At 59.0% G+C, this 21,244-nt stretch carries 17 protein-coding genes; 5 read left to right on the top strand and 12 right to left on the bottom strand.

The window, feature by feature from the left end:
• Positions 1 to 53 precede the first annotated feature (53 nt).
• The 11 genes from PMI36_RS27800 to PMI36_RS27750 all read right to left on the bottom strand — a co-directional run bounded on the left by PMI36_RS27800 (position 54) and on the right by PMI36_RS27750 (position 14,241).
• Positions 54 to 1,283, bottom strand: a complete 1,230-nt coding sequence (locus PMI36_RS27800; RefSeq protein ID WP_008067412.1) for a multifunctional CCA addition/repair protein — start codon at positions 1,281 to 1,283, stop codon at positions 54 to 56.
• Positions 1,284 to 1,348: 65 nt separating this feature from the next.
• Complete coding sequence (locus tag PMI36_RS27795; protein ID WP_008067414.1) at positions 1,349 to 2,911, bottom strand: SpoVR family protein; 1,563 nt, start codon at positions 2,909 to 2,911, stop codon at positions 1,349 to 1,351.
• Positions 2,908 to 4,179 carry a YeaH/YhbH family protein gene (locus PMI36_RS27790; protein WP_007904257.1) on the bottom strand — a complete coding sequence of 424 codons (1,272 nt, stop codon included), beginning with the start codon at positions 4,177 to 4,179 and terminating at the stop codon, positions 2,908 to 2,910. Before PMI36_RS27790 ends, PMI36_RS27795 begins: the two co-directional genes overlap by 4 nt.
• 202 nt (positions 4,180 to 4,381) lie before the next feature.
• On the bottom strand, positions 4,382 to 6,304 hold the full coding sequence (locus PMI36_RS27785) for a PrkA family serine protein kinase (RefSeq protein WP_007904259.1): 1,923 nt from the start codon (positions 6,302 to 6,304) through the stop codon (positions 4,382 to 4,384).
• A gap of 297 nt (positions 6,305 to 6,601) precedes the next feature.
• Positions 6,602 to 6,931 (bottom strand): thiosulfate sulfurtransferase GlpE, encoded by a 330-nt coding sequence (glpE, locus tag PMI36_RS27780; protein ID WP_007904261.1) that lies wholly within the window; start codon positions 6,929 to 6,931, stop codon positions 6,602 to 6,604.
• A 33-nt stretch (positions 6,932 to 6,964) separates the two neighbouring features.
• On the bottom strand, positions 6,965 to 7,846 hold the full coding sequence (locus PMI36_RS27775) for a symmetrical bis(5'-nucleosyl)-tetraphosphatase (protein WP_008067416.1): 882 nt from the start codon (positions 7,844 to 7,846) through the stop codon (positions 6,965 to 6,967).
• Positions 7,846 to 8,226, bottom strand: coding sequence for a Co2+/Mg2+ efflux protein ApaG (gene apaG, locus PMI36_RS27770; protein WP_008067418.1), 381 nt, complete (start codon positions 8,224 to 8,226; stop codon positions 7,846 to 7,848). Before apaG ends, PMI36_RS27775 begins: the two co-directional genes overlap by 1 nt.
• A gap of 115 nt (positions 8,227 to 8,341) precedes the next feature.
• Complete coding sequence (gene rsmA / locus PMI36_RS27765) at positions 8,342 to 9,160, bottom strand: 16S rRNA (adenine(1518)-N(6)/adenine(1519)-N(6))-dimethyltransferase RsmA (protein ID WP_008067426.1); 819 nt, start codon at positions 9,158 to 9,160, stop codon at positions 8,342 to 8,344.
• The gene (gene pdxA, locus PMI36_RS27760) at positions 9,157 to 10,146 is read right to left on the bottom strand and encodes a 4-hydroxythreonine-4-phosphate dehydrogenase PdxA (RefSeq protein ID WP_008067429.1); all 990 of its coding nucleotides are present in this window, start codon (positions 10,144 to 10,146) and stop codon (positions 9,157 to 9,159) included. The genes rsmA and pdxA overlap by 4 nt, the downstream gene beginning before the upstream one ends.
• Positions 10,143 to 11,459, bottom strand: coding sequence for a peptidylprolyl isomerase SurA (surA, locus tag PMI36_RS27755; RefSeq protein ID WP_032830064.1), 1,317 nt, complete (start codon positions 11,457 to 11,459; stop codon positions 10,143 to 10,145). Before surA ends, pdxA begins: the two co-directional genes overlap by 4 nt.
• The gene (locus PMI36_RS27750; protein WP_008067433.1) at positions 11,440 to 14,241 is read right to left on the bottom strand and encodes an LPS-assembly protein LptD; all 2,802 of its coding nucleotides are present in this window, start codon (positions 14,239 to 14,241) and stop codon (positions 11,440 to 11,442) included. Before PMI36_RS27750 ends, surA begins: the two co-directional genes overlap by 20 nt.
• A 130-nt stretch (positions 14,242 to 14,371) precedes the next feature.
• Here PMI36_RS27750 and PMI36_RS27745 point away from each other — a divergent pair, with 130 nt between their 5' ends.
• Genes PMI36_RS27745 through PMI36_RS27735 form a run of 3 tightly spaced genes read left to right on the top strand, consistent with a single transcriptional unit; the run spans position 14,372 to position 16,828 of the window.
• Positions 14,372 to 15,391: an aminoglycoside phosphotransferase family protein gene (locus PMI36_RS27745; protein ID WP_008067434.1), complete on the top strand. Its 1,020-nt coding sequence runs from the start codon at positions 14,372 to 14,374 to the stop codon at positions 15,389 to 15,391.
• Positions 15,388 to 16,059 (top strand): N-acetylmuramate alpha-1-phosphate uridylyltransferase MurU, encoded by a 672-nt coding sequence (murU, locus tag PMI36_RS27740; RefSeq protein ID WP_008067435.1) that lies wholly within the window; start codon positions 15,388 to 15,390, stop codon positions 16,057 to 16,059. Before PMI36_RS27745 ends, murU begins: the two co-directional genes overlap by 4 nt.
• Position 16,060: 1 nt before the next feature.
• Positions 16,061 to 16,828, top strand: coding sequence for a TerB family tellurite resistance protein (locus tag PMI36_RS27735; protein ID WP_008067436.1), 768 nt, complete (start codon positions 16,061 to 16,063; stop codon positions 16,826 to 16,828).
• A 132-nt stretch (positions 16,829 to 16,960) separates the two neighbouring features.
• Here PMI36_RS27735 and PMI36_RS27730 read toward each other — a convergent pair whose 3' ends face one another.
• Positions 16,961 to 17,953 carry an alpha/beta hydrolase family protein gene (locus PMI36_RS27730; protein ID WP_008067437.1) on the bottom strand — a complete coding sequence of 331 codons (993 nt, stop codon included), beginning with the start codon at positions 17,951 to 17,953 and terminating at the stop codon, positions 16,961 to 16,963.
• A gap of 73 nt (positions 17,954 to 18,026) precedes the next feature.
• On the opposite strand from PMI36_RS27730, the gene PMI36_RS27725 reads away from it, so the two are divergent.
• Positions 18,027 to 20,417 carry a PAS domain-containing sensor histidine kinase gene (locus tag PMI36_RS27725; RefSeq protein ID WP_008067438.1) on the top strand — a complete coding sequence of 797 codons (2,391 nt, stop codon included), beginning with the start codon at positions 18,027 to 18,029 and terminating at the stop codon, positions 20,415 to 20,417.
• A gap of 147 nt (positions 20,418 to 20,564) precedes the next feature.
• Positions 20,565 to 21,194, top strand: coding sequence for a response regulator (locus PMI36_RS27720; RefSeq protein WP_008067439.1), 630 nt, complete (start codon positions 20,565 to 20,567; stop codon positions 21,192 to 21,194).
• The last annotated feature ends 50 nt before the right edge of the window (positions 21,195 to 21,244 follow it).

Here is a 21,244-nt window from a genome sequence, read left to right on the forward strand (position 1 = left end):
CATAATCGACAAACGACTCGCACCTGTGGGAGCGGGCTTGCCCGCGATGCTTTTCAAGCAGGCGCCGCCTCTTTGTAAGCCTTCAACGCCTTGAGGCGCTCGCCCTTGATCGCCTCGCCCAACTCCGGTCCCTTGAATCCCTTCTCCAGCAACGGCTGAACGGCAACACTTCGCGCAGCAGTTGCCGCGCCCCGTAAATAATCCGCCTGTGGGTAACTTCTCTGCTCCAGGCCTTTACGCCCTCGAGCGTCCATCTCGCACGCCGCGATAAATTCTTCAAAGCGCTGAGGTCGACGATAGACGTCGAAACTCTGCAGCAACTCCAGCAAGGTCGACGGTTTCAGCTCCAGAGCACGATGGCCATGGGTGTGATACTTGCCCACTAGCAGCGCCAGCTCCTGACAGTCTTTCGGTGCCCTGAAGCGCTCATTGACCGCTTTGATCAGCTTCAGGCCTTTGTGCTCGTGGGCTATGTGGCGGGGCCATTCTTCCTCGGGCGTCAAACCTTTGCCCAAGTCATGCAGCAAGCAGGCCCAGCGTACGGTCAGCGGTTGTTTGTGTAGCGCCGCTTGCTCCAGCACGCTCAGGGTATGCACGCCCGTGTCGATTTCCGGGTGATGGGCTTCGGGTTGCGGTACACCGAACAGCGCGTCGACTTCCGGCATCAGTACCTTGAGAGCACCGCATTCGCGCAGAACCTCGATGAATACTTGGGGTTGGTCTTCCATCAGCGCGCGGGCGATTTCTTTCCAACTGCGTTCGGGCGTCAACGCCTCCAATTCACCTGATTCGCTGAGTTGACGCATCAGCTCCAATGTCTCGGGGGCGACGGTGAACCCCAGTTCCGCATAACGCGCGGCAAAGCGGGCAACGCGCAATACACGGAGCGGATCTTCGGCGAACGCGGGGGAAACGTGACGCAGCAAGCGAGCCTCGAGGTCCCGTTGACCGTGGTAAGGGTCGGTCAGGTTCTGTTGATCGTCCTCGGCCATGGCGTTGATCGTCAGGTCGCGGCGAATCAGATCTTCTTCGAGGGTGACATCAGGGCTGGCGTGAAAGATGAAGCCGCCGTACCCGCGCCCGTTTTTGCGCTCGGTGCGGGCGAGGGCGTATTCCTCACCGCTTTTGGGGTGAAGAAACACCGGGAAGTCCGCGCCCACCGGACGAAAGCCCTTGGCGAGCATTTCTTCGGTGGTGGCGCCTACAACGACCCAGTCGATATCGGTGACGGGTTTGCCTAGCAGGCGATCGCGGACCGCACCGCCGACTTTATAAATCTGCATAAAAAACCTCCGTTAGCCCGACAGAATAACCTTTGCGTCGAACTTCCGGAGGCAGAAAAACAGGATCAAAGATGAATGACTGCCAGGTCCAGCCGGCCATAATCCCCATCGCCGTGTTCACTTCTGGGCGGAACATGGTGGGTTTTCATCACCTGATCCCCTTGCAGGGTTTCCAGGTGAATGTCGAAGCCCCAGAGGCGGTGCAGGTGCTTGAGCACTTCATCAGTGGAATCGCCCAGCGGTTTGCGGTCGTGTTGTTGGTGGCGCAAGGTCAGGGAGCGGTCGCCACGTCGGTCGATGCTGTAGATCTGTATGTTGGGTTCGCGATTGCCCAGGTTGTATTGCGCCGCCAGGGTTTCACGAATGGTTCGATAGCCGTCTTCGTCGTGTATCGCCGGAACCAGCAGATCGTCCTTCTGATCGTCATCGAGGATGCTGAACAGCTTGAGGTCGCGGATCACTTTGGGTGACAGGTACTGCAGGATGAAACTCTCGTCCTTGAAGCTGCTCATGGCGAATTTGATGCTGGACAGCCAGTCGGTGCCGGCGATTTCCGGAAACCAGCGATAGTCCTCTTCGGTGGGGTGTTCGCATATCCGGCGGATATCGCGATACATGGCAAAACCCAGGGTGTAGGGGTTGATTCCACTGTAATAGGGGCTGTCGAAACCGGGTTGGAAGACCACGCTGGTATGGGAGGTCAGAAACTCCATCATGAAGCCATCGGTGACGAGGCCTTCGTCATACAAGTCGTTCATCAAGGTGTAGTGCCAGAACGTGGCCCAGCCTTCGTTCATCACCTGGGTCTGGCGCTGTGGATAAAAATACTGGGCGATCTTGCGTACGATTCGCACGATTTCGCGCTGCCAGGGCTCCAGCAACGGCGCATGTTTTTCGATGAAATACAGGATGTTTTCCTGAGGTTCGGCGGGGAAGCGTGCGTTGTCCTTGTCGCTGTACTTGTCCGCGCCTTTTGGAATGGTCCGCCACAAATCGTTGATCTGCTTCTGCAGATGCTCTTCCCGATCCTTCTGCCGACGGCGTTCTTCTTCGGCGGAAATCGGATACGGGCGTTTATACCGGTCGACCCCGTAATTCATCAGCGCATGGCAGGAGTCGAGCAAGTCCTCTACCGCGTCGATGCCGTGGCGTTCTTCGCACTGCATGATGTACTGCTTGGCAAACACCAGGTAATCGATGATCGAGCTGGCGTCGGTCCAGGTGCGGAACAGGTAGTTGCCTTTGAAGAAACTGTTATGGCCATAGCAGGCGTGAGCCACCACCAGCGCCTGCATGCAGATGGTGTTTTCTTCCATCAGATAGGCGATGCAGGGGTCCGAGTTGATCACAATCTCGTAGGCCAGCCCCATCTGGCCGCGACTGTAGGATTTTTCGGTGCTGAGGAAGTGTTTGCCATAGGACCAATGGTGATAACCCAAGGGCATGCCGACAGAGGCATAAGCGTCCATCATCTGCTCGGCGGTGATCACTTCGATCTGGTTGGGATACGTATCCAGCGCGTAGCGGGCCGCGAGACGACTGATTTCGCGGTCGTAGGCCTGGATCAGCTCGAATGTCCATTCGGAGCCGGTGGAAATGGGTTGGCGCTTCTGCTCTTTGGCGGTCATGTCACTAACCTGCGCTGGAAGAGTTCACGAAAGACCGGATAGATATCCCCGGCCGAGACCAGTTGCTGCTGGGCAAAAGTGTCAGAGAAGGCTTCGGCGATGCGTTCGTACTCGAACCACAAGGCCTGGTGTTCGCGCGGGGTAATCTCAACATAAGTGTAGTACTGCACGAACGGCATGATCTGATTGATCAGGATGTCGCGGCAGATCGGCGAATCGTCGTTCCAGTTGTCGCCGTCGGACGCCTGAGCGGCATAGATATTCCATTCGTTGCTCGGATAACGCTCGGCCATGATCTCTTGCATCAATTTCAGGGCGCTGGAGACGATCGTGCCGCCGGTTTCCCGGGAATAGAAAAACTCCTCCTCATCCACTTCACGGGCGCTGGTGTGGTGGCGAATGAACACGACGTCGATTTTGTCGTAGTTGCGCTTGAGAAACAGGTACAGCAGGATGAAGAAGCGTTTGGCGATGTCCTTGGTCGCCTGGGTCATGGAGCCGGACACGTCCATCAAGCAGAACATTACGGCTTTGGAGCTGGGGTTCGGCTGCTTGATCAGCAGGTTGTACTTGAGGTCGAAGGTGTCGAGAAACGGCACTCGGTGAATGCGCGCGCTGAGCTTCTCGATTTCTGCTTCGAGCTCCTGGATATCGCCGAAGTTGTCCGGTTCTTCCCGTTTAAGTCGCAGCAGTTCCTCTTTGACTTCGCGCAATTTCGCCCGGCTGCTGCCGGACAAGGCAATGCGTCGGGCATGGGCCGAACGCAGTGTGCGGATAATGTTGATCCGTGACGGGTTGCCCTCGTTGCTGATACCGGCGCGTACGGTCTTGAAGGTGTCGGTGCCGGTCAGGTGGCGTTTTACCAGGTTAGGCAGTTCAAGGTCCTCGAACATGAACTCGAGGAATTCCTCCTGGGTAATCTGGAAGACGAACTCGTCCATCCCTTCACCCGTGTTACCGGCCTTGCCAGGGCCTCTGCCGCCGCCACCTCCTGGCGGGCGGGCAATGTGCTCGCCGCTGGTGAATTCCTTGTTTCCGGGATGCACGATGGTTTGCTTGCCGCCACGACCGTGGTGAAGCACCGGCTCGTCGATGTCGCGGCCGGGAATGCTGATCTGCTCGCCGTGTTCCATATCGGTAATGGAGCGCCGGCTGACCGCCTCTTCGACAGCCTTTTTGATGTGATCACGGTAGCGCCGCAGAAACCGCTGGCGGTTTACCGTGCTCTTGTTCTTGCCATTGAGACGTCGGTCGATCACATAGCTCATGACTGCTCCTTAGAAGCTGTCCTGAAATGGGCGAGCGTTAACGCAGCATAAGGCCAGTGCCGGAGGGTGTACACGCTTCCCCCAAGCGCTTTGATGCTGCCTGAACCTCGCTACCGCATTTCGGACACCTCCAGAGGCCTGTGTAACAGAAAAAGCGTAAACAGGCCTCGGGCTAACGACAACCGGTCTGACCGGCAGCGGGTTACTGTGATTTTCTGACCCGCAGGTACCACTCGGACAGCAGTCGTACCTGTTTGTCGGTGTAGCCCCGCTCGACCATCCGTGTGACGAAGTCGTTGTGCTTCTGCTGGTCCTCTTTGCTGGCCTTGGCGTTGAAGCTGATGACCGGCAGCAAATCCTCGGTGTTGGAGAACATTTTCTTCTCGATGACCACCCGCAGTTTTTCGTAGCTGAGCCAGGTTGGGTTCTTGCCGTTGTTGTTGGCTCGGGCGCGCAGTACGAAGTTGACGATTTCGTTGCGGAAATCTTTCGGATTGCTGATGCCGGCCGGTTTTTCGATTTTCTCCAGTTCCTCGTTCAGGGCTACGCGGTTGAGGATCTCGCCGGTTTCCGGGTCGCGGTATTCCTGATCCTGAATCCAGAAGTCGGCGTACAGCACGTAGCGATCGAAGATGTTCTGACCGTACTCGCTGTAAGACTCAAGGTAGGCAGTCTGGATCTCCTTGCCGATGAATTCGATATAACGCGGCGCCAGGTACTCTTTCAGGAAGCGCAGATAGCGTTCCCGGGTCTCGGCCTGGAACTGTTCCTGTTCGATCTGCTGTTCCAGTACGTAGAGCAGATGTACCGGGTTGGCGGCGATTTCGTGCGGATCGAAGTTGAAGACCTTCGAAAGAATCTTGAAGGCGAAGCGGGTCGACAGACCGTTCATGCCTTCGTCGACACCCGCTGCGTCGCGGTATTCCTGGATCGACTTGGCCTTCGGATCGGTGTCCTTGAGGTTTTCGCCGTCATATACGCGCATCTTGGAGTAGATGTTGGAGTTTTCCGGCTCCTTGAGGCGCGAGAGTACGGTGAACTGCGCGAGCATTTTCAGCGTGTCGGGCGCGCAATGGGCCTTGGCCAGCGAGCTGTTGAACAGAAGCTTGTCGTAGATCTTCACCTCGTCGCTGACGCGCAGGCAGTACGGCACTTTGACGATATAGATCCGGTCGATGAATGCTTCGTTGTTCTTGTTGTTGCGGAAGGTGTGCCATTCCGATTCGTTGGAGTGGGCCAGCAGGATCCCGGTAAACGGAATCGCCCCCAGGCCTTCGGTACTGTTGTAGTTGCCTTCCTGGGTAGCCGTCAGCAATGGGTGCAGCACCTTGATCGGTGCCTTGAACATTTCGACGAACTCCATCAAGCCCTGGTTGGCCCGGCACAGCGCCCCCGAGTAGCTATAGGCATCGGCGTCGTTCTGCGGGAACTCTTCCAGTTTGCGAATATCGACCTTACCCACCAGTGCCGAGATGTCCTGGTTGTTTTCATCTCCCGGCTCGGTTTTCGCGACTGCGATCTGGTTGAGGATCGATGGATAGAGTTTCACCACGCGGAACTGGCTGATGTCGCCGCCGAATTCGGCCAGGCGCTTGGTGGCCCATGGCGACATGATGGTATTGAGATAGCGCCGGGGAATGCCGAAGTCTTCCTCGAGGATCGCGCCATCTTCGGTGGCGTTGAACAGACCCAGGGGCGACTCGAAAACCGGCGAGCCCTTGATTGCGTAGAAGGGCACTTTCTCGATCAGTTGTTTGAGCTTTTCGGCCAGGGACGACTTACCGCCACCGACAGGGCCGAGCAGGTAGAGGATCTGTTTCTTCTCTTCCAGACCCTGGGCCGCATGGCGGAAATACGACACGATCTGGTCGATGCATTCTTCCATCCCGTGGAAGTCTTCAAAGGCCGGATAGCGGCGGATCACCTTGTTGGAAAAGATTCGCGACAACCTCGAGTTGGTCGAGGTGTCGAGCAGCTCCGGTTCTCCGATGGCCAGCAAGAGACGCTCGGCGGCGGAAACGTAGGCGCTGCGGTCCTTTTTGCACAGCTCCAGGTACTCCTGCAGAGAGAGTTCTTCCTGGCGCGTGGACTCGAAGCGTTGTTGGAAGTGGCTAAAGATACTCATGACGTCACCTCGCTCGATACGTGGAGCCGACGCCGGATCACTCAGTCGATGCTGGCAGCAACCGAACAGGCAGTTGCTGTTTACCCCCCAGAACTCTCCCGGAGCTGACGACTCCGAAAGCTACTCCCGATGACCCGCGCGCCGGTGTACCGGCTCTCCCCTGTTTTGGATGGCCTGCGCTTAAGGATAGTTGGGAATTCGGAAGGTAAATGCAAGATGCGTAATAAGTTGTGGCAGACCGTTCGTCTGTCACCGCGCTAGCCCGCGGGGACCGGGGCTTGCGCGTATTGAAAAAAATTATTCGGAAGTGCCTTGCGCCGTTTCCGAAGGATAGGTCGTACGCCACAACTCGAAACCGCCATCCATGCTATAGACGTCGGAGAAGCCTTGGCTGACTAGATAGGCAGCCGCGCCTTGGCTGGAATTTCCGTGATAGCAGACCACTACCGTCGGCGCGTCCAGGTCAGCGCCCTGAATGAAAGCATGCAGAGAATGGTTGTCCAGATGCTTGGAGCCGGCAATGTGCAGCGCGGCAAACGTTGCCGGATCGCGGACATCGACCACCACCGCGCCTTGTTCGCGCAGGGCCTGGGCCTGTTCTGGGGGGATACGTTTGAATTCGCTCATGGCGGGCTCCTGTGGCTCGGCTGAAAGCGCAGTCTAGCGCGGGGCGCTGGCTGACGTTTGTTCGGGAATAGGGGCGGCGACAGCCGGCCGAGTGTGGCCATGGGCGTCGCATTTACATTGCAGGCGCTCGCCGGTGTCGACGTTCATCAGGGTCATGGCGCCACCCCAGACGCAACCGGTGTCGAGCGCAAACAGGCCCGGCTCGTTGCACTGGCCTTCGAGCGCCGCCCAATGGCCGAAGATGATCTTCAGGCCTTTGGTCTTGCGCTCCTTGTGGGTGAACCACGGCGCATAACCCGGCGGTGCGGTGTCGATACCTTCCTTGCCCTTGAGGTCGAGTTTGCCGTCGCTGGTGCAAAAACGCATCCGGGTGAAATAGTTGGTGATGACTCTCAGGCGAGCCGCGCCTTTGAGATCGTTGTCCCATTTCACCGGTTCATTGCCGTACATGCCGTCAAGGTAAGGCGCGAAGCGATTGTCATCGTGCAGGGCGTCTTCGACTTCGGCGGCGCACTTCAAGGCTTTGCGCAGCGACCATTGAGGCGGGATGCCGGCATGGACCAGTGCGATATCGCGCTGCTCGTCGTAATGCATGAGCTTTTGTTGCCGAACCCACTCCAGCAGCTCCGCGCAATCGGGTGCTTCAAGAATCTCGCGCAGCGTGTCGGCCTTCTTCAGGCGTTCGATGTTTTGCCCGACGGCCAGCAAGTGCAGGTCGTGGTTGCCGAGTACGCACACCAGCGATTCGCGGATGCTATAAAGGAAGCGCAAGGTGTCCAGCGACTGTGGGCCACGGTTGATGAGGTCACCCACCAGCCACAAGCGATCCTTTGCCGGGTCGAAAGCGACTTGCTTGAGCAGGCATTGCAGCGGCTCAAGGCAACCTTGCAAATCGCCGACGGCATACGTCGCCATCAGTGCAGGGCTCCGGGTACTGCCAGGCGAAACGGAGCGATGATGGCGTCGAAGTGTTTACCGTCCTCGGCGACCATCTCATAAGTGCCCTGCATCGTGCCGACCTTGGAGGTCATGACGGTGCCGCTGCTGTAAGTGTGGCTCTTGCCCACGTCGATCAACGGCTGCTGGCCGACGACGCCTGCACCACGAACCTCCTCGACATGCCCATCACCGTCGGTAATCACCCAGTGCCGTGAAAGCAGTTTGGCGGGCACCAGGCCATTGTTCTGCACGGTGATGGTGTAGGCGAAGGCAAAGCGATTTTGCTCGGGTTGCGATTGTTCTGCCAGATAGCGGGTGACGACGCTGACGTCGACCTGATAACGAGGATCGGACATGCAAAAGGCCTTAGAAACGAAGCGGGACGCGGGGCATAGCTGATAGAACTCAGTCTAGGCCAAGTATCGGGTAGTAAACCAGAGTGGCGTCCTACCCGATAGCGCTCATCGCCTTTCAGTCGGTGGCAGGCTTGTGTAGGACTTGTTCGCTGAGCTTGTCGGCCAGACGAACGAAGGCCGCCAGATCGAGCTGCTCGGGGCGTAGGCTGCCATCGACGCCGGCGGCTTCGATTTCAGCGTTGCTCAGCAACAATTTCAGCGTGTTGCGCAGGGTTTTACGGCGCTGGTTGAAGGCTTCGCGCACGACGCGCTCCAGCAGTTTGTGATCTTTGGCTGGATGCGGCAGTACCGCGTGAGGCACCAGGCGCACGATGGCCGAGTCGACTTTCGGCGGCGGATTGAATGCGCCCGGGCCGACGTTGAATAGATGTTCGACCCGGCAATGGTACTGAACCATGATCGACAGGCGACCCCAGTCACCGCCACCAGGCCCCGCCGCCAGACGCTCGACCACTTCTTTTTGCAGCATGAAGTGCATGTCACGAATCAGGCTTGCGTTGTGCAGCAGATGAAAAATCAGCGGCGTAGAGATGTTGTACGGCAGGTTGCCGACCACTCGCAGGCTGTTCGGCGCGGCGTTCAGGCTGTTGAAGTCGAACTTCAGCGCGTCACCCTGATGCAGGTGGAAATTGCTCTTGCTGGCGAACTGCTGGTTGAGGATAGGGATCAGGTCCTTGTCCAGCTCCACCACGTCCAGTTGGGCGCCGCTGTTGAGCAGGCCTTCGGTCAATGCGCCCTGGCCCGGGCCGATTTCCAGCAGACGGTCTTCGGGTTTGGCGTGAATGGAACGCAGGATGCGGTCGATAACGCCGGCATCGTGCAGGAAGTTCTGGCCGAAGCGCTTGCGCGCCCGGTGTTGGTAATGCTCGGTCATAAACGGGTCTCGGCCATCTGGTAGGCGGTTTCCAGGGCGACTTGCAGGCTGCCGGTATCAATTTTGCCGCTGCCGGCCAGATCCAGGGCGGTGCCATGGTCGACCGAAGTGCGGATGATCGGCAAGCCAAGGGTCACGTTGACTGCCGCGCCGAAGCCTTTGTATTTCAGCACGGGCAGGCCCTGGTCGTGGTACATCGCCAGCACCGCGTCGCAGTGCTCCAGATATTTGGGGGTAAACAGAGTGTCGGCGGGCAGGGGACCGCGAAGGTCCATGCCTTCGCCGCGCAGGCGCTCTAATGTAGGTTCGATGATGTCGATTTCTTCATGGCCCAGATGACCGCCTTCACCGGCGTGCGGGTTAAGCCCGCAAACCAGGATGCGTGGCTGGGCGATGCCGAATTTTTCTTGCAGGTCGGCGTGCAGGATCCGCGTGACCCGTTCCAGACGCTCCGGTGTGATTGCATCGGCAATCTCGCGAAGGGGCAGGTGAGTAGTAACCAGCGCTACGCGCAAGCCGCGGGTGGCGAGCATCATCACCACTTGCGTGGTATGAGTCAGGTCTGCGAGAAATTCCGTGTGCCCGGAAAAAGCGATTCCGGATTCATTGATCACGCCCTTGTGTACAGGCGCGGTGATCATGCCGGCGAAATGCCCGTCCAGGCAGCCTTGGCCAGCACGCGTCAGGGTTTCCAGAACGAAAGCCGCATTGGCCTTGTCCAGTTGCCCGGCGATGACCTTGGCATTAAGCGGCGTATCCCACACATACAGGCTGTTGGCAGGTGCGGGAGCATCCGGCCAGCTGTCGGGCGTTACCGACAGCAGATCAACAACCACGCCCAACTGCGCGGCCCGCTCGATGAGCAGGTCGCGGCTGGTAATGGCAATCAGTGGGTGTGGCTGGGCTTGCGAGGCGAGCAGCAGGCACAGGTCGGGACCTATGCCGGCCGGTTCGCCGGGGGTCAACGCGAAACGCTTGGGTTTCACTGCGTTGCCTGGTCTGCACCAGGGAGCTTGATTTCTACATACGCTTCGTCACGGATCTGACGCAGCCAGGTTTGCAGCTCTTCATCGTATTTGCGGTTACGCAGTACGGTCATCGCTTGCTGTTCGCGGGCCTGGCTGGTGCTGTCGGTGGCGCGGCGGCCAAGGACTTCCAGAACGTGCCAGCCATATTGAGTCTGGAACGGCTTGGACAGCTGACCTTGTGGGGTCTTGGCCATCACTTCGCGGAACTCAGGCACCAGTGCATTCGGGTCGATCCAGTTCAGGTCGCCACCGTTGAGGGCGGAACCCGGGTCTTCCGAGAAGCTTTTCGCCAGCTCGCCGAAATCTTCGCCCGCTTCGATACGGGAGTAGAGCGATTGAGCCAGGGCTTTGGTTTTTTCTTCGTCGCGGATCGGGCTTGGTTTGACCAGGATGTGACGCACATGCACTTCGTCACGCACCTGGGTCTCGCCGCCACGCTTGTCGAGGATCTTCAAAATGATGAAGCCGCCCGGGGTACGCATAGGCTGGGTTACATCGCCAACGGCCATGGAGCCCAGCAGGCGATCGAACGGAGGTGGCAGTTGAGCGGCTTTACGCCAGCCCATGTCGCCGCCTTCCAGTGCGGTTTCGCTGGCGGATTTGGCGATTGCCAACTGACCGAAGTCAGCGCCTTGCTTGAGTTGCTGGTAAACCGCGTCGGCTTGTTTGGCTGCATTCTGAATCGCGTCGGAGTTGGCGCTTTCCGGTGTAGGAATCAGGATGTTGGCCAGACGGAACTCTTCGGACAGCTGCATCTTGCCCAGGTCGGACGCCAGGAAGTTCTTCACTTCCTGCTCGGACACCTGGATGCGTTCAGCCACACGGCGCTGACGTACACGGCTGATGATCATTTCGCGGCGAATCTGGTCACGAGCGTCGTCATAAGACAGGCCGTCGCGAGACAAAGCGGAGCGGAATTGCTCAATCGACATGTTGTTGCGCTGGGCAATGGTGCCGACGGCCTGGTTCAGTTCTTCATCGGTAATGCGGATGCCGGAACGCTCGCCGATCTGCAGTTGCAGGTTTTCGACGATCAGACGTTCGAGCACCTGCTGATCCAGCACGCCGGCAGGCGGTACGGCAGCACCGCGTTTGGCGATGGTTTGCTGAACTTCGTGAACGCGCTGGTCCAGTTGGCTCTGCATGACCACGTCGTTGTCGACGATGGCCACCACTTTATCGATGGACTGTACCGCGGCGTTGGCCGCGGTACCCAGGAACAGCGCGCCCAGCATCAGCGGGCGCAGACAATCAGAAAGCTTGGTCTTCACGTTCACGATAACCTTGGATGCCTTTGTCGAGGAAGCTCTCTACCTTGGCGCCAGTGAGGCCGCCGAGTCCCTTCAGAACAATTTGGAGGAAGACGCCGTGGTCGCCTTTTTCGTTTTCCGGGGCGTTCTGACTGAACTCGTCATAGCTGACCCAGTAACGGTTGATCAGGCGCAATTTCCAGCAGCAGTTGTCGTATTCGAAACCACCAAAGGCTTCCAGAGTACGGTTGCGGTTGTAGTCATACTGCCAGCGGCTGATGGCGTTCCACTGCGGCACGATCGGCCAGATCACCGAGAAGTCGTGCTGCTTGATCTTGTAGTAGTCCTTCACATAGCCAGGAGTGCCCGGAGTACCGTAGTCACCGCCGCCTACCGACCATTTACCGGTGTTCTGGTCATAACGGACCTGGTCATTGCGATAGCGATAACCGGCGTTGATGACCTTGTTCGGGTTGTCTTCAGGCTGGTAGTGGAACATCGCGCTGCCCGAGCGAGGGCTGCGGCTGTCCGGGTCCCAGTTGTAATCGGCGGTGGTGCGCCAATCGCGGTTCCAGCGGTATTCGTATTCCAGCGCATAAGGCGAAACACTGGATTTTGCATCATCGCGGGTTTTCGCATCGATACCTGGCAACTGTACTTCGCGGTCCTTGAAGTACAAGGCCTGGCCGACGCTGATGCGTTGACGTTCGAAGCCGTTATCTTCAATCCAGCGGTTGGTCACGCCCAGCGACAGCTTGTTCTCGTCGCCGACACGGTCGGAGCCGGAGAAGCGGTTGTCGCGGAACAGCGAGGCATAGTTGAAGGTGTATTCGCTGGTGTCGAATACCGGAATATCCTTCTGGTCTTCCTCAGGTACATAGAGGTAGAACAGGCGCGGTTCCAGGGTCTGACGGTAGTTTTTTCCGAACCAGGAAGTGTTGCGGTCAAAGTACAGGCCGCTGTCGATGCTGGCGATCGGTACTCCACGGTTCTGGTTGCTGCTGAACGTGCCGTTGACCCTGTCCTGCTCCGCGCTTTGCGAAGCGATGTCGCTTTTACCCCTGCCGTCCAGATCCAGTTGATACTGCGTGTACTGGTACTTGAGCGATGGCTTGAGGAAGCCATATGTCCAGTTCAGCGGCAGACTGACACCTGGTTTGAGATTCAAACGCTCACCGTTGGCGCGTGCCAGACCAAAGATGTTGTTATCCAGACGTGGCTCGGTGGTAATCCCGTCCTCCTGGACGAATGTTCCACTCTTCAGGTCGCGATCAAAGCGAACGATCTCGGTCTCGTAATCGAAGTTCAAACCTTCCGGATGGTACGGCAGCTGACCATTGAAGGTGATTTGCGGCAATCGATCATACGGTGTGATGTTCGAAACGGTCGCCAGCTGATAAGCCTGGGCATTCAAACGAGCGGTGTAGCTGTCGCCACGATAGGTGACAGAACCCTGCTGGTTCACGTAATCGGAGCTCTTCACACCAATCTGGTCAGTCTGCAGATCCTGGAAGTAATACGGATCGCTGATCTTGGTGTAATCGACCTGAGTCATTACGCGTGAGTCCAGACCACCCTTGTGCTGCCAGTTGTACATGTAGCGGGTTTTTTCGTAGTCGCTCTGCAGCTTGCGATCGTCGTTCTCGTCGTTGAGGTATGCGGCGCCGAACTGACCTTCGCTGGATTCGGTCAGGTAGCGGAACTCGCCTTCCATCAACAGGCCACGCTTGCTCATGTAGCGTGGGTACAACGTGGCATCGTAGTTCGGTGCCAGGTTGAAGTAGTACGGGGTGACCAGCAGGAAGCCGGTATCGCTGCCGGTGCCAATGGTCGGTGGCAGGAAGCCGGACTGGCGACGGTCGTCGATCGGGAAATAGATGTACGGCGTGTACAGAACCGGAATGTCCTTGACCCGCAGCGTCACGTTGGTCGCAGTACCGAAGCCGGTCGCCGGGTTCAAGGTGATGTTGTTGCCCTTGAGTTGCCAGGCGTTGCTGTCCGGTTCGCACGTGGTGTACGTACCATCCTTGAGACGGATGATCGCGTTCTCGGCACGCTTGGCGTACAGCGCGTTACCGCGGATACGCGATTTGTGCATCACGTATTCGGCGTTGTCGACCTTGGCTTCACCGGTGTCGAGCTGCACGTCGGCGTGGTCGCCCACGATCAGTGCGCCGTTGTCGCGAACACGCACGTTGCCGCTCAGTTCGCCACGGCTTTCGGCCTGGTACAGGTTCGCTTCGTCGGCTTCTACCTGCATGCTGCCCTGACGCATAACGACGTCACCGGCCAGAGTAGCGACCTGCTCATCCTGCTTATAGCGAGAGGCTTTGGCACCGAGAAAGGTCGGAGCGTCACTTTTACTCGTCTTGTCATTCATGCCAGGACGAATCGGTTCGATATAGGAACCAGAGCAGTAAGGACCGGTTTCGGCCAATTGCGCTGCGGTGAGCTTCTCGCGCGGAACCCAGTCGAGGTGACTGTAGTCTTCACTACGCGACTTCAGGCCACGGCCCTTGGACTCGGTAACCAGGACAGGCTTGGCGCCGGTGTCTGCGCTGGAGCCGGTGTCTGCCGCAGCTTCGCCAGTGGCGGAAACTGCGCTGCCGTCATGGACGGGGCGTGGCGGCAATGCAGCAGCCGGTGCCTTTGGCGCACAGTCCCAGGCACCCGAAGCAGAGACTGAGCAGTCATACTGTTCCGCGGCGACCACGAACGAAGTGGCTAGAGGTTGCAGGGCCAGCAGACTGCCGGTGACCAACAACGGAAATTTTTTACGAAACGCGGGGGATTTCAATGCCATCTTATTAGTCCGGGCTTCCTGCGTGCCATCTGCCCGCGGTGTGGGCCGCACGCCTCTCGATGGTCTGAAAAAGATGCTGGATAATAAAGCATGACCCGCTTGACGGCTAGCGCCGTCGGAGACCCTTGCAATGCCTGACCAAGATGTACGTTTGCAACACCTGAAAGTTTGGCTCGATGAACAGTTGGCTATCCTCTTTGCAGAACAAGGTTGGGGCGCCGTACCCCCGGCCACGTTGACTGCGGCCAGTAGCGACGCGAGTTTTCGGCGCTATTTTCGCTGGGAAGGCGCAGGCAGAAGTTTTGTCGTGATGGACGCGCCGCCGCCCCAGGAAAACTGCAAACCCTTCGTGGATATCGCTTTTCTGCTGGCGAAATCCGGAATAAACGTGCCGAAAATTTATGCCGAAGACCTCGAACGTGGTTTTCTTTTGCTCAATGATCTGGGCAACAAGACTTATCTGGACGTGATCGACAGCGAAAACGCCGACGATTTGTTCAAGGATGCCCTGCAAGCGCTGCTGGCTTTCCAGCAGTTGCCGATGGTGGCGCCGCTGCCGAGTTATGACGTGGCGCTGCTGCGTCGCGAGCTGGAACTGTTCCCCGAGTGGTATGTGAAACGTGAGCTGGGCATCGAGTTCGACTCGGCGCAGCAAACACTTTGGCAGCAGGTCAGCGACCTGCTGATCGACAGCGCTCTGGCTCAGCCCAAAGTCCTGGTGCATCGCGACTACATGCCGCGCAACCTGATGCTCAGCGAACCGAATCCCGGCGTGCTGGATTTTCAGGACGCGGTTTACGGTCCTGTGACCTACGACGTGACCTGCCTGTTCAAGGACGCCTTCCTCAGCTGGCCTGAAGAGCGCGTGCGTGGCTGGCTGGAGGGTTACTGGCAGCAAGCCGGCGCACTCGACATCCCGGTGCAGCCAGACTTTGAAGATTTCCTGCGCGCCAGCGACCTGATGGGCGTGCAACGCCACCTGAAAGTCATCGGCATCTTTGCCCGTATCTGCCATCGCGACGGCAAGCCGCGCTACCTCGGCGACGTGCCGCGCTTCTTTGCTTATATAGACGCGGTCATCGCCCGTCGCCCTGAACTGGCGGAGCTGGGTGAATTGCTGGCCAGTCTGCGTGCTGGAGCGACTGCATGAAGGCAATGATTCTGGCCGCGGGTAAAGGCGAGCGCATGCGTCCGTTGACCCTGACCACGCCAAAACCGCTGGTTCGCGCCGGCGGAGTGCCCCTGATCGAATATCACCTGCGCGCCTTGGCGGCTGCAGGGTTTAGCGAGATCGTGATCAACCATGCCTGGCTCGGTCAGCAGATCGAAGATTATCTGGGCGATGGTTCGCGGTACGGCGTGAGCATCCAGTATTCGGCGGAAGGTGAGCCGCTGGAAACCGGTGGCGGTATTTTCCGTGCGTTGCCGTTGTTGGGAGACGAGGCCTTTGTGGTGGTCAACGGTGACATCTGGACCGACTACGACTTCAGCGTGTTGCATCAGCCCATCGCCGGGCTTGCTCATTTGGTATTGGCGGACAACCCGGCGCATCATCCGAGTGGGGATTTCGCTTTGGTCGATGGCCATGTGCAGGACGGTCGGCCGGAGACATCAACCTTGACCTACAGCGGCATCGCTGTGCTGCACCCGCAGCTGTTTGACGGATGCTCGGCCGGTGCCTTCAAGCTTGCGCCGCTGCTGCGCAAAGCCATGGCTGACGGGCAAGTGACCGGTGAACGCCTGAGTGGGCATTGGGTGGATGTCGGCACCCACGAGCGCCTGGCTGAAGTAGACATTCTGATAGAAGCGAGACGCTGACATGTTGTGGCCAGGGACTCTGATTGGAGCCGGAGCGGGCTTTGCTATAGCCAGCATTCCGGGGGCCATGCTCGGCGCTTTGTTGGGGCAGGCGCTGGACCGGCGTTTGCACCTGCAGAGCTGGGCGCACTTATGGGAAAAATTCGGCGGTCGCTCGGTGCTGCGCAACGATGAGCTGCTGTTCGTGTTGCTAGGCCGATTGGCCAAGAGCGATGGGCGGGTAGTGGATGGGCACATCCAGCAGGCGCGGCAGGAAATGCGTTCGCTGGAAATGACCGAGTCGGCGCAACGTCGGGCGATTGCAGCATTCAATCGCGGTAAGTCGGGACACGACCGGTTGCGCGGTTATCTGCGACGCCTGGGCGCTCAACCCCATGCGGCGGAAGGTGTGTTGCGTGCCTGTTGGCGGATGGTCTGGGCTGATGGTCGCGCCGGTAGCAATGAGCGCGAGCTGATAGCCCAGTGGGGCAAATGGCTCGGCTGGACGTCGCATCAGGTGCAGGCGCTGGCCAGCGATTACGAGCCGCAGAAGCGACCGTTGGTCACCAGCGCGATCACGTATCAGGATGCCTTGCGACTGTTGGGAGTGTCAGCCACGAGTGAGCCGGCACAGATCAAGCACGCCTATCGACGCCTGCTCAGTCGCCATCATCCGGACAAGATTGCCGGCAGCGGTGCGACGGCGTTGCAGGTTCGTGAGGCAACGGACAAGACTCGTGAATTGCATACCGCTTATACGTTGATTCGTGAGCGGCGGGATTTTCGTTAGCCGGGTAGAGTTGTGTTGTCAGTGATTCCGTCTTCGCGAGCAAGCCCGCTCCCACATTTGATCGGCGTTGCCTGTCTGAACGCGATCTAATGTGGGAGCGGGCTTGCTCGCGAAGGGCGCGCCGCCGATCTATCAGTCCGCCACAGGCTGCGGATTCAACCACCCGCGCACCCGACGCACCAACTGCTCTTGCTCGGCCTTGGCATTCCCCGGCAAAGCCTTGAGCGACACCTGACTGAACCCCGAAGTTTTCAAGCGCTTGCTGGCCTGCAAACGTTCCAGCGCCGCGTTACGATCCACCGGCTTATCCATATAGAAAATGTCTGCGGTAGGCAGCTTCAAGGTGGGGGTGAGCTCAGCCAGTCCCGGTTTTGCTGTAACAGGCGTCTGGGCGGCAATCATCACGAATTTCTCGACTTGCGATGGCTGCTTCTCGCTCAGATAACGCGCGGCCCAGTAAGCGCCGGTGCCATGGCCCAGCACGACAATACTGCGAGCACTTTGCTGTTCGGCGTAGGCGATGGCGGCATCGATACGGGCGAAGATTCGCTCCGCGTCGGCTTTGGCTTGTTCTTCGGTGGTTTCGACGATGGCCTTGTCAGTCACCTCCGCTTCGCCGCCGGCCGCCTGTTCGATGGGCGCCGCAGTCGTCGCGTCTTTGCTGCCGGCATCAGGCGTTTTGGGCGCTGGCGCCACTTCGACGATACGTGGCGCAATGGCGTCGCTTTGCAGGTCCGGCAAGGTGATACTCAAGCTGCTCCACTCGGCGTCCGGCAATTTACGGCGCAATGGGCTGATCGCTTGCGGCCAGTCAACGGTTTCTCCGGCGCCCGGGATGATAATCACCGCGCCTTTGGGTTCGGCGGTATTGGCCGGTTTCCACAAGGCGAGAAAGCTGTCGGTGCCGGCTTGCAGTTGTTGCTGTTCCTGCGCAGGGATTTTTCGCTCAAGTGCTGCCGCTTCTTCCTGACTACGCTCAAGCAGCCGCTGGCGTTCAACCGGTTTTTCTTCTGCGGGTTTTTCCGCGGCGGCAGGTGCCGGGTCAGCCGCTTCGACGGAAAACGCGCAAGGCAGGATCAACGACAGGCACAATGCTGGCAGTGCCAGGCGGTAGACAGGGGGCATCGGATATTCCAGGCCAGAAGTTATTCCGGCAGCCTAATGGGTTGGTCAGTATTTGTCAGTGTGTGAGACTTCGATGATGCATTTTCGCTGCCTGTGGGTTATCGGCTGTTTATGGTTTCCCTTGATGGGCTGGGCGGCGCCCGCGCCACCGGCGCACGTCGTGCAGCTGTTGCCAGCGCAACAGCAATGGCTGGCGCAGCATGGCGAGTTGCGGGTCGGCGTGGTGTTGCAAACGCCTTATGCCCAATACGATCGCCGTTTGCAGCGCCTGTCCGGGGTTAATATCGAGCTGATGAAGTGGCTGGCCAAGGCGCTCAAGATCGAGCTGAGCTGGCGTAATTATCCCGATCTTGCGCAACTGGAAGCCGCGGCCCGTGAAGGCGACATCGATATCGCGCCAGGTCTGACGCAAACCCCCGTGGGTTTGCGGCTCTGGCAATTTTCCGACCCATACATGCGGGTGTCGCAACTGGTGGTCAGCGACCAGAAAAGCACCGGGGCGGTAGAACTGGAAAAACTCGACAGCCAGACCCGCGTTGCCGTGCGCATGCCCAGCGTCACCGCCGATTATCTGCGCAGCAATTATCCCCATCTGAACTTGCAGGGCGTGCCTCTGGAGCGCCAGGCGCTGCAACTGTTGTTGAGTCAGCAGGCCGGCTACGCCGTGGTCGATGAAGCGCAGTTCGGGCGTCTGTCTGCCGAGCCTGAGTTCTCCGGGCTGGCGGTGGTGGGCGATATCGGTTTCCCGCAACTGCTGCGAGTGGCCACGCGCCGGGATTGGCCGGAGTTGGCCGGCATTGTCGAAAGCGCGCTGCGGGCGATCCCGGCCAAGGATCTGGAGCAACTGCACAATCAATGGGTGCAACCCAAGTATCCGCGGCTGTCCGAGTCGCCGGGTTTCTGGCAAAACCTCTGCCTGCTCTTGGTGGTGTTGCTGCTGAGCAGCTTGGCCATTGTGTTCTGGCAACGTCGCCAGCAACACAGTCTGGAGCAGCGATTGCTGGCGGCGCGCGAAGACATTGCCCTGCGCGAGGCCAGCGAAGAGGCCTTGCGCCTCACGCAGTTTTCCATCGATCAGAGCACCGTCGGCATCCTTTGGGTCAACTGGGACAGCCATGTGCGCTATGCCAACCGGGCGGCTGAAACCATGCTCGGCTACCCGGTGGGCGGGATCATTGATCGGCCATTGATCGACTTCGAACCCGGCTTGCACATGGACCGCTGGCTGAGCCTGTGGAAACGCGCCCGGGCCAGTGACGAAGCGCCGCAAAGCTTCGAGACCCATTGCGTGCGAGCGGACGGCAGTATTCTGCCGGCGGATGTTTCGTTGAGCTTCTTGCGTTTTCGCGATGGTGAATACCTGGTGGTTTACCTCAATGACGTCACCGAGCGTCGTCGCGCCCTGGCCGCGTTGCAGGAAAGCGAAGCGCGCCTGCAAGGGATCGCCGCCAACGTCCCTGGCCTGGTCTTTCGTCTGGAGCGCGCGCCGGTGACCGGGCAGATCGACTTTGCCTACATCAGTGAAGGCAGCGAGAGCCTGGTGGGCTACTCGCCGGCCACGCTGGCCCATCGCGACAGAGGCTTGCGCAGCCTGGTGCATCCGGATGACAAAGCCAGTTATCACCAGACTCAGGACCATGCACTGGACACCGACAGTGACTGGTCGTGGCAGGGCCGGATTCTGACCCGTCAGGGCGAGCAGCGCTGGGCCGAGATCAAGGCCATCACTCGCCGCCTCGATGACGGCGCCTATGTCTGGGACGGGATCGTCTGGGACATCACCGAGAGCAAGCGCATCGAACTGGAACTGGCCAGCTCCCGCGAGCAATTGCGCGAGTTGTCCGCCCACCTGGAGAGCGTTCGGGAAGAGGAAAAGGCCCGCATCGCCCGGGAAGTTCACGACGAATTGGGTCAGATGCTGACCGTGTTGAAGCTGGAAACGTCCATGTGCGAATTGGCCTACGCCCAGCTCGATCCGGGCCTGCATGAGCGCTTGAACAGCATGAAGCGGTTGATCGCGCAGCTGTTTCAACTGGTGCGCGATGTGGCCACAGCGCTACGGCCGCCGATTCTCGATGCCGGGATTGCCTCGGCCATTGAATGGCAGGCCCGGCGGTTCGAGGCGCGCACGCAGATCCCGTGTCTGGTGCAGGTGCCGGATAACTTGCCGGTGCTCAGCGATGCCAAGGCCATCGGGCTGTTCCGGATCCTTCAGGAAGCGCTGACCAATGTCATGCGCCACGCCCAGGCGCATACTGTTGAACTGACGCTGGCCCTTGAGGGCGATGAACTCTGCCTGACTGTCAGCGATGATGGCGTAGGATTTGTCGCCGTCACTGGCAGGCCGACATCCTTTGGAGTGGTCGGCATGCGTGAGAGGGTGTTGATCATGGGCGGGCAGTTATCACTTGAGAGTGAGCCGGGGGAGGGTACGACCCTGACGGTAAGAGTGCCGCTGGATTAAGCCTGATGGTTTTGTGTTGTTTGAGCTGGCGCCTTCGCGGGCAAGCCCGCTCCCACAGGGGTTTGTGTAAGTGCACAGATCTTTGATACCCCCAAATCACTGTGGGAGCGGGCTTGCCCGCGATAGATCTTGAATCTGGAGAAGAACGTGATCCGTGTACTGGTAGCCGAAGACCACACCATCGTTCGCGAAGGCATCAAGCAATTGATCGGCCTGGCCAAGGACTTGCTGGTGGTAGGGGAGGCGAGCAATGGCGAGCAGTTGCTCGAGACCTTGCGCCATGTTCCCTGCGAAGTGGTGTTGCTGGATATCTCCATGCCAGGGGTCAACGGCCTGGAAGCGATTCCGCGGATTCGCGCCTTGAACAATCCCCCGGCGATTCTGGTGTTATCGATGCATGACGAAGCGCAAATGGCCGCTCGGGCGTTGAAGGTTGGCGCCGCAGGCTATGCGACCAAGGACAGCGATCCGGCATTGTTGCTGACGGCAATCCGCAAAGTCGCGTCGGGCGGGCGATACATCGACCCGGACCTGGCCGACCGCATGGTCTTCGAAGTCGGCCTGACGGATTCGCGGCCGTTGCACTCGTTGCTGTCGGAGCGTGAGTTCTCGGTGTTCGAACGCCTGGCCCAAGGCGCCAACGTCAACGACATCGCCCAACAACTGGCCCTGAGCAGCAAAACCATCAGCACCCACAAAGCGCGACTGATGCAAAAACTCAACATCACCTCCCTGGCCGAACTGGTGAAGTACGCGATGGAACACAAACTCCTCTGATTCTGAACGCGATCCCCCGTAGGAGCGAGGCTTGCCCGCGAAGCTTTTAG

Source organism: Pseudomonas sp. GM79 (assembly GCF_000282495.1).
In the GTDB taxonomy this organism is placed as follows: Bacteria; Pseudomonadota; Gammaproteobacteria; order Pseudomonadales; family Pseudomonadaceae; genus Aquipseudomonas.

Bases quoted from the DNA above. Each gene is read 5' to 3' on its own strand.
- PMI36_RS27800 (WP_008067412.1), bottom strand. From the start codon at position 1,283: ATGCAGATTTATAAAGTCGGCGGTGCGGTCCGCGATCGCCTGCTAGGC.
- PMI36_RS27795 (WP_008067414.1), bottom strand. From the start codon at position 2,911: ATGACCGCCAAAGAGCAGAAGCGCCAACCCATTTCCACCGGCTCCGAA.
- PMI36_RS27790 (WP_007904257.1), bottom strand. From the start codon at position 4,179: ATGAGCTATGTGATCGACCGACGTCTCAATGGCAAGAACAAGAGCACG.
- PMI36_RS27785 (WP_007904259.1), bottom strand. From the start codon at position 6,304: ATGAGTATCTTTAGCCACTTCCAACAACGCTTCGAGTCCACGCGCCAG.
- glpE (WP_007904261.1), bottom strand. From the start codon at position 6,931: ATGAGCGAATTCAAACGTATCCCCCCAGAACAGGCCCAGGCCCTGCGC.
- PMI36_RS27775 (WP_008067416.1), bottom strand. From the start codon at position 7,846: ATGGCGACGTATGCCGTCGGCGATTTGCAAGGTTGCCTTGAGCCGCTG.
- apaG (WP_008067418.1), bottom strand. From the start codon at position 8,226: ATGTCCGATCCTCGTTATCAGGTCGACGTCAGCGTCGTCACCCGCTAT.
- rsmA (WP_008067426.1), bottom strand. From the start codon at position 9,160: ATGACCGAGCATTACCAACACCGGGCGCGCAAGCGCTTCGGCCAGAAC.
- PMI36_RS27750 (WP_008067433.1), bottom strand. From the start codon at position 14,241: ATGGCATTGAAATCCCCCGCGTTTCGTAAAAAATTTCCGTTGTTGGTC.
- PMI36_RS27745 (WP_008067434.1), top strand. From the start codon at position 14,372: ATGCCTGACCAAGATGTACGTTTGCAACACCTGAAAGTTTGGCTCGAT.
- murU (WP_008067435.1), top strand. From the start codon at position 15,388: ATGAAGGCAATGATTCTGGCCGCGGGTAAAGGCGAGCGCATGCGTCCG.
- PMI36_RS27735 (WP_008067436.1), top strand. From the start codon at position 16,061: ATGTTGTGGCCAGGGACTCTGATTGGAGCCGGAGCGGGCTTTGCTATA.
- PMI36_RS27730 (WP_008067437.1), bottom strand. From the start codon at position 17,953: ATGCCCCCTGTCTACCGCCTGGCACTGCCAGCATTGTGCCTGTCGTTG.
- PMI36_RS27725 (WP_008067438.1), top strand. From the start codon at position 18,027: ATGATGCATTTTCGCTGCCTGTGGGTTATCGGCTGTTTATGGTTTCCC.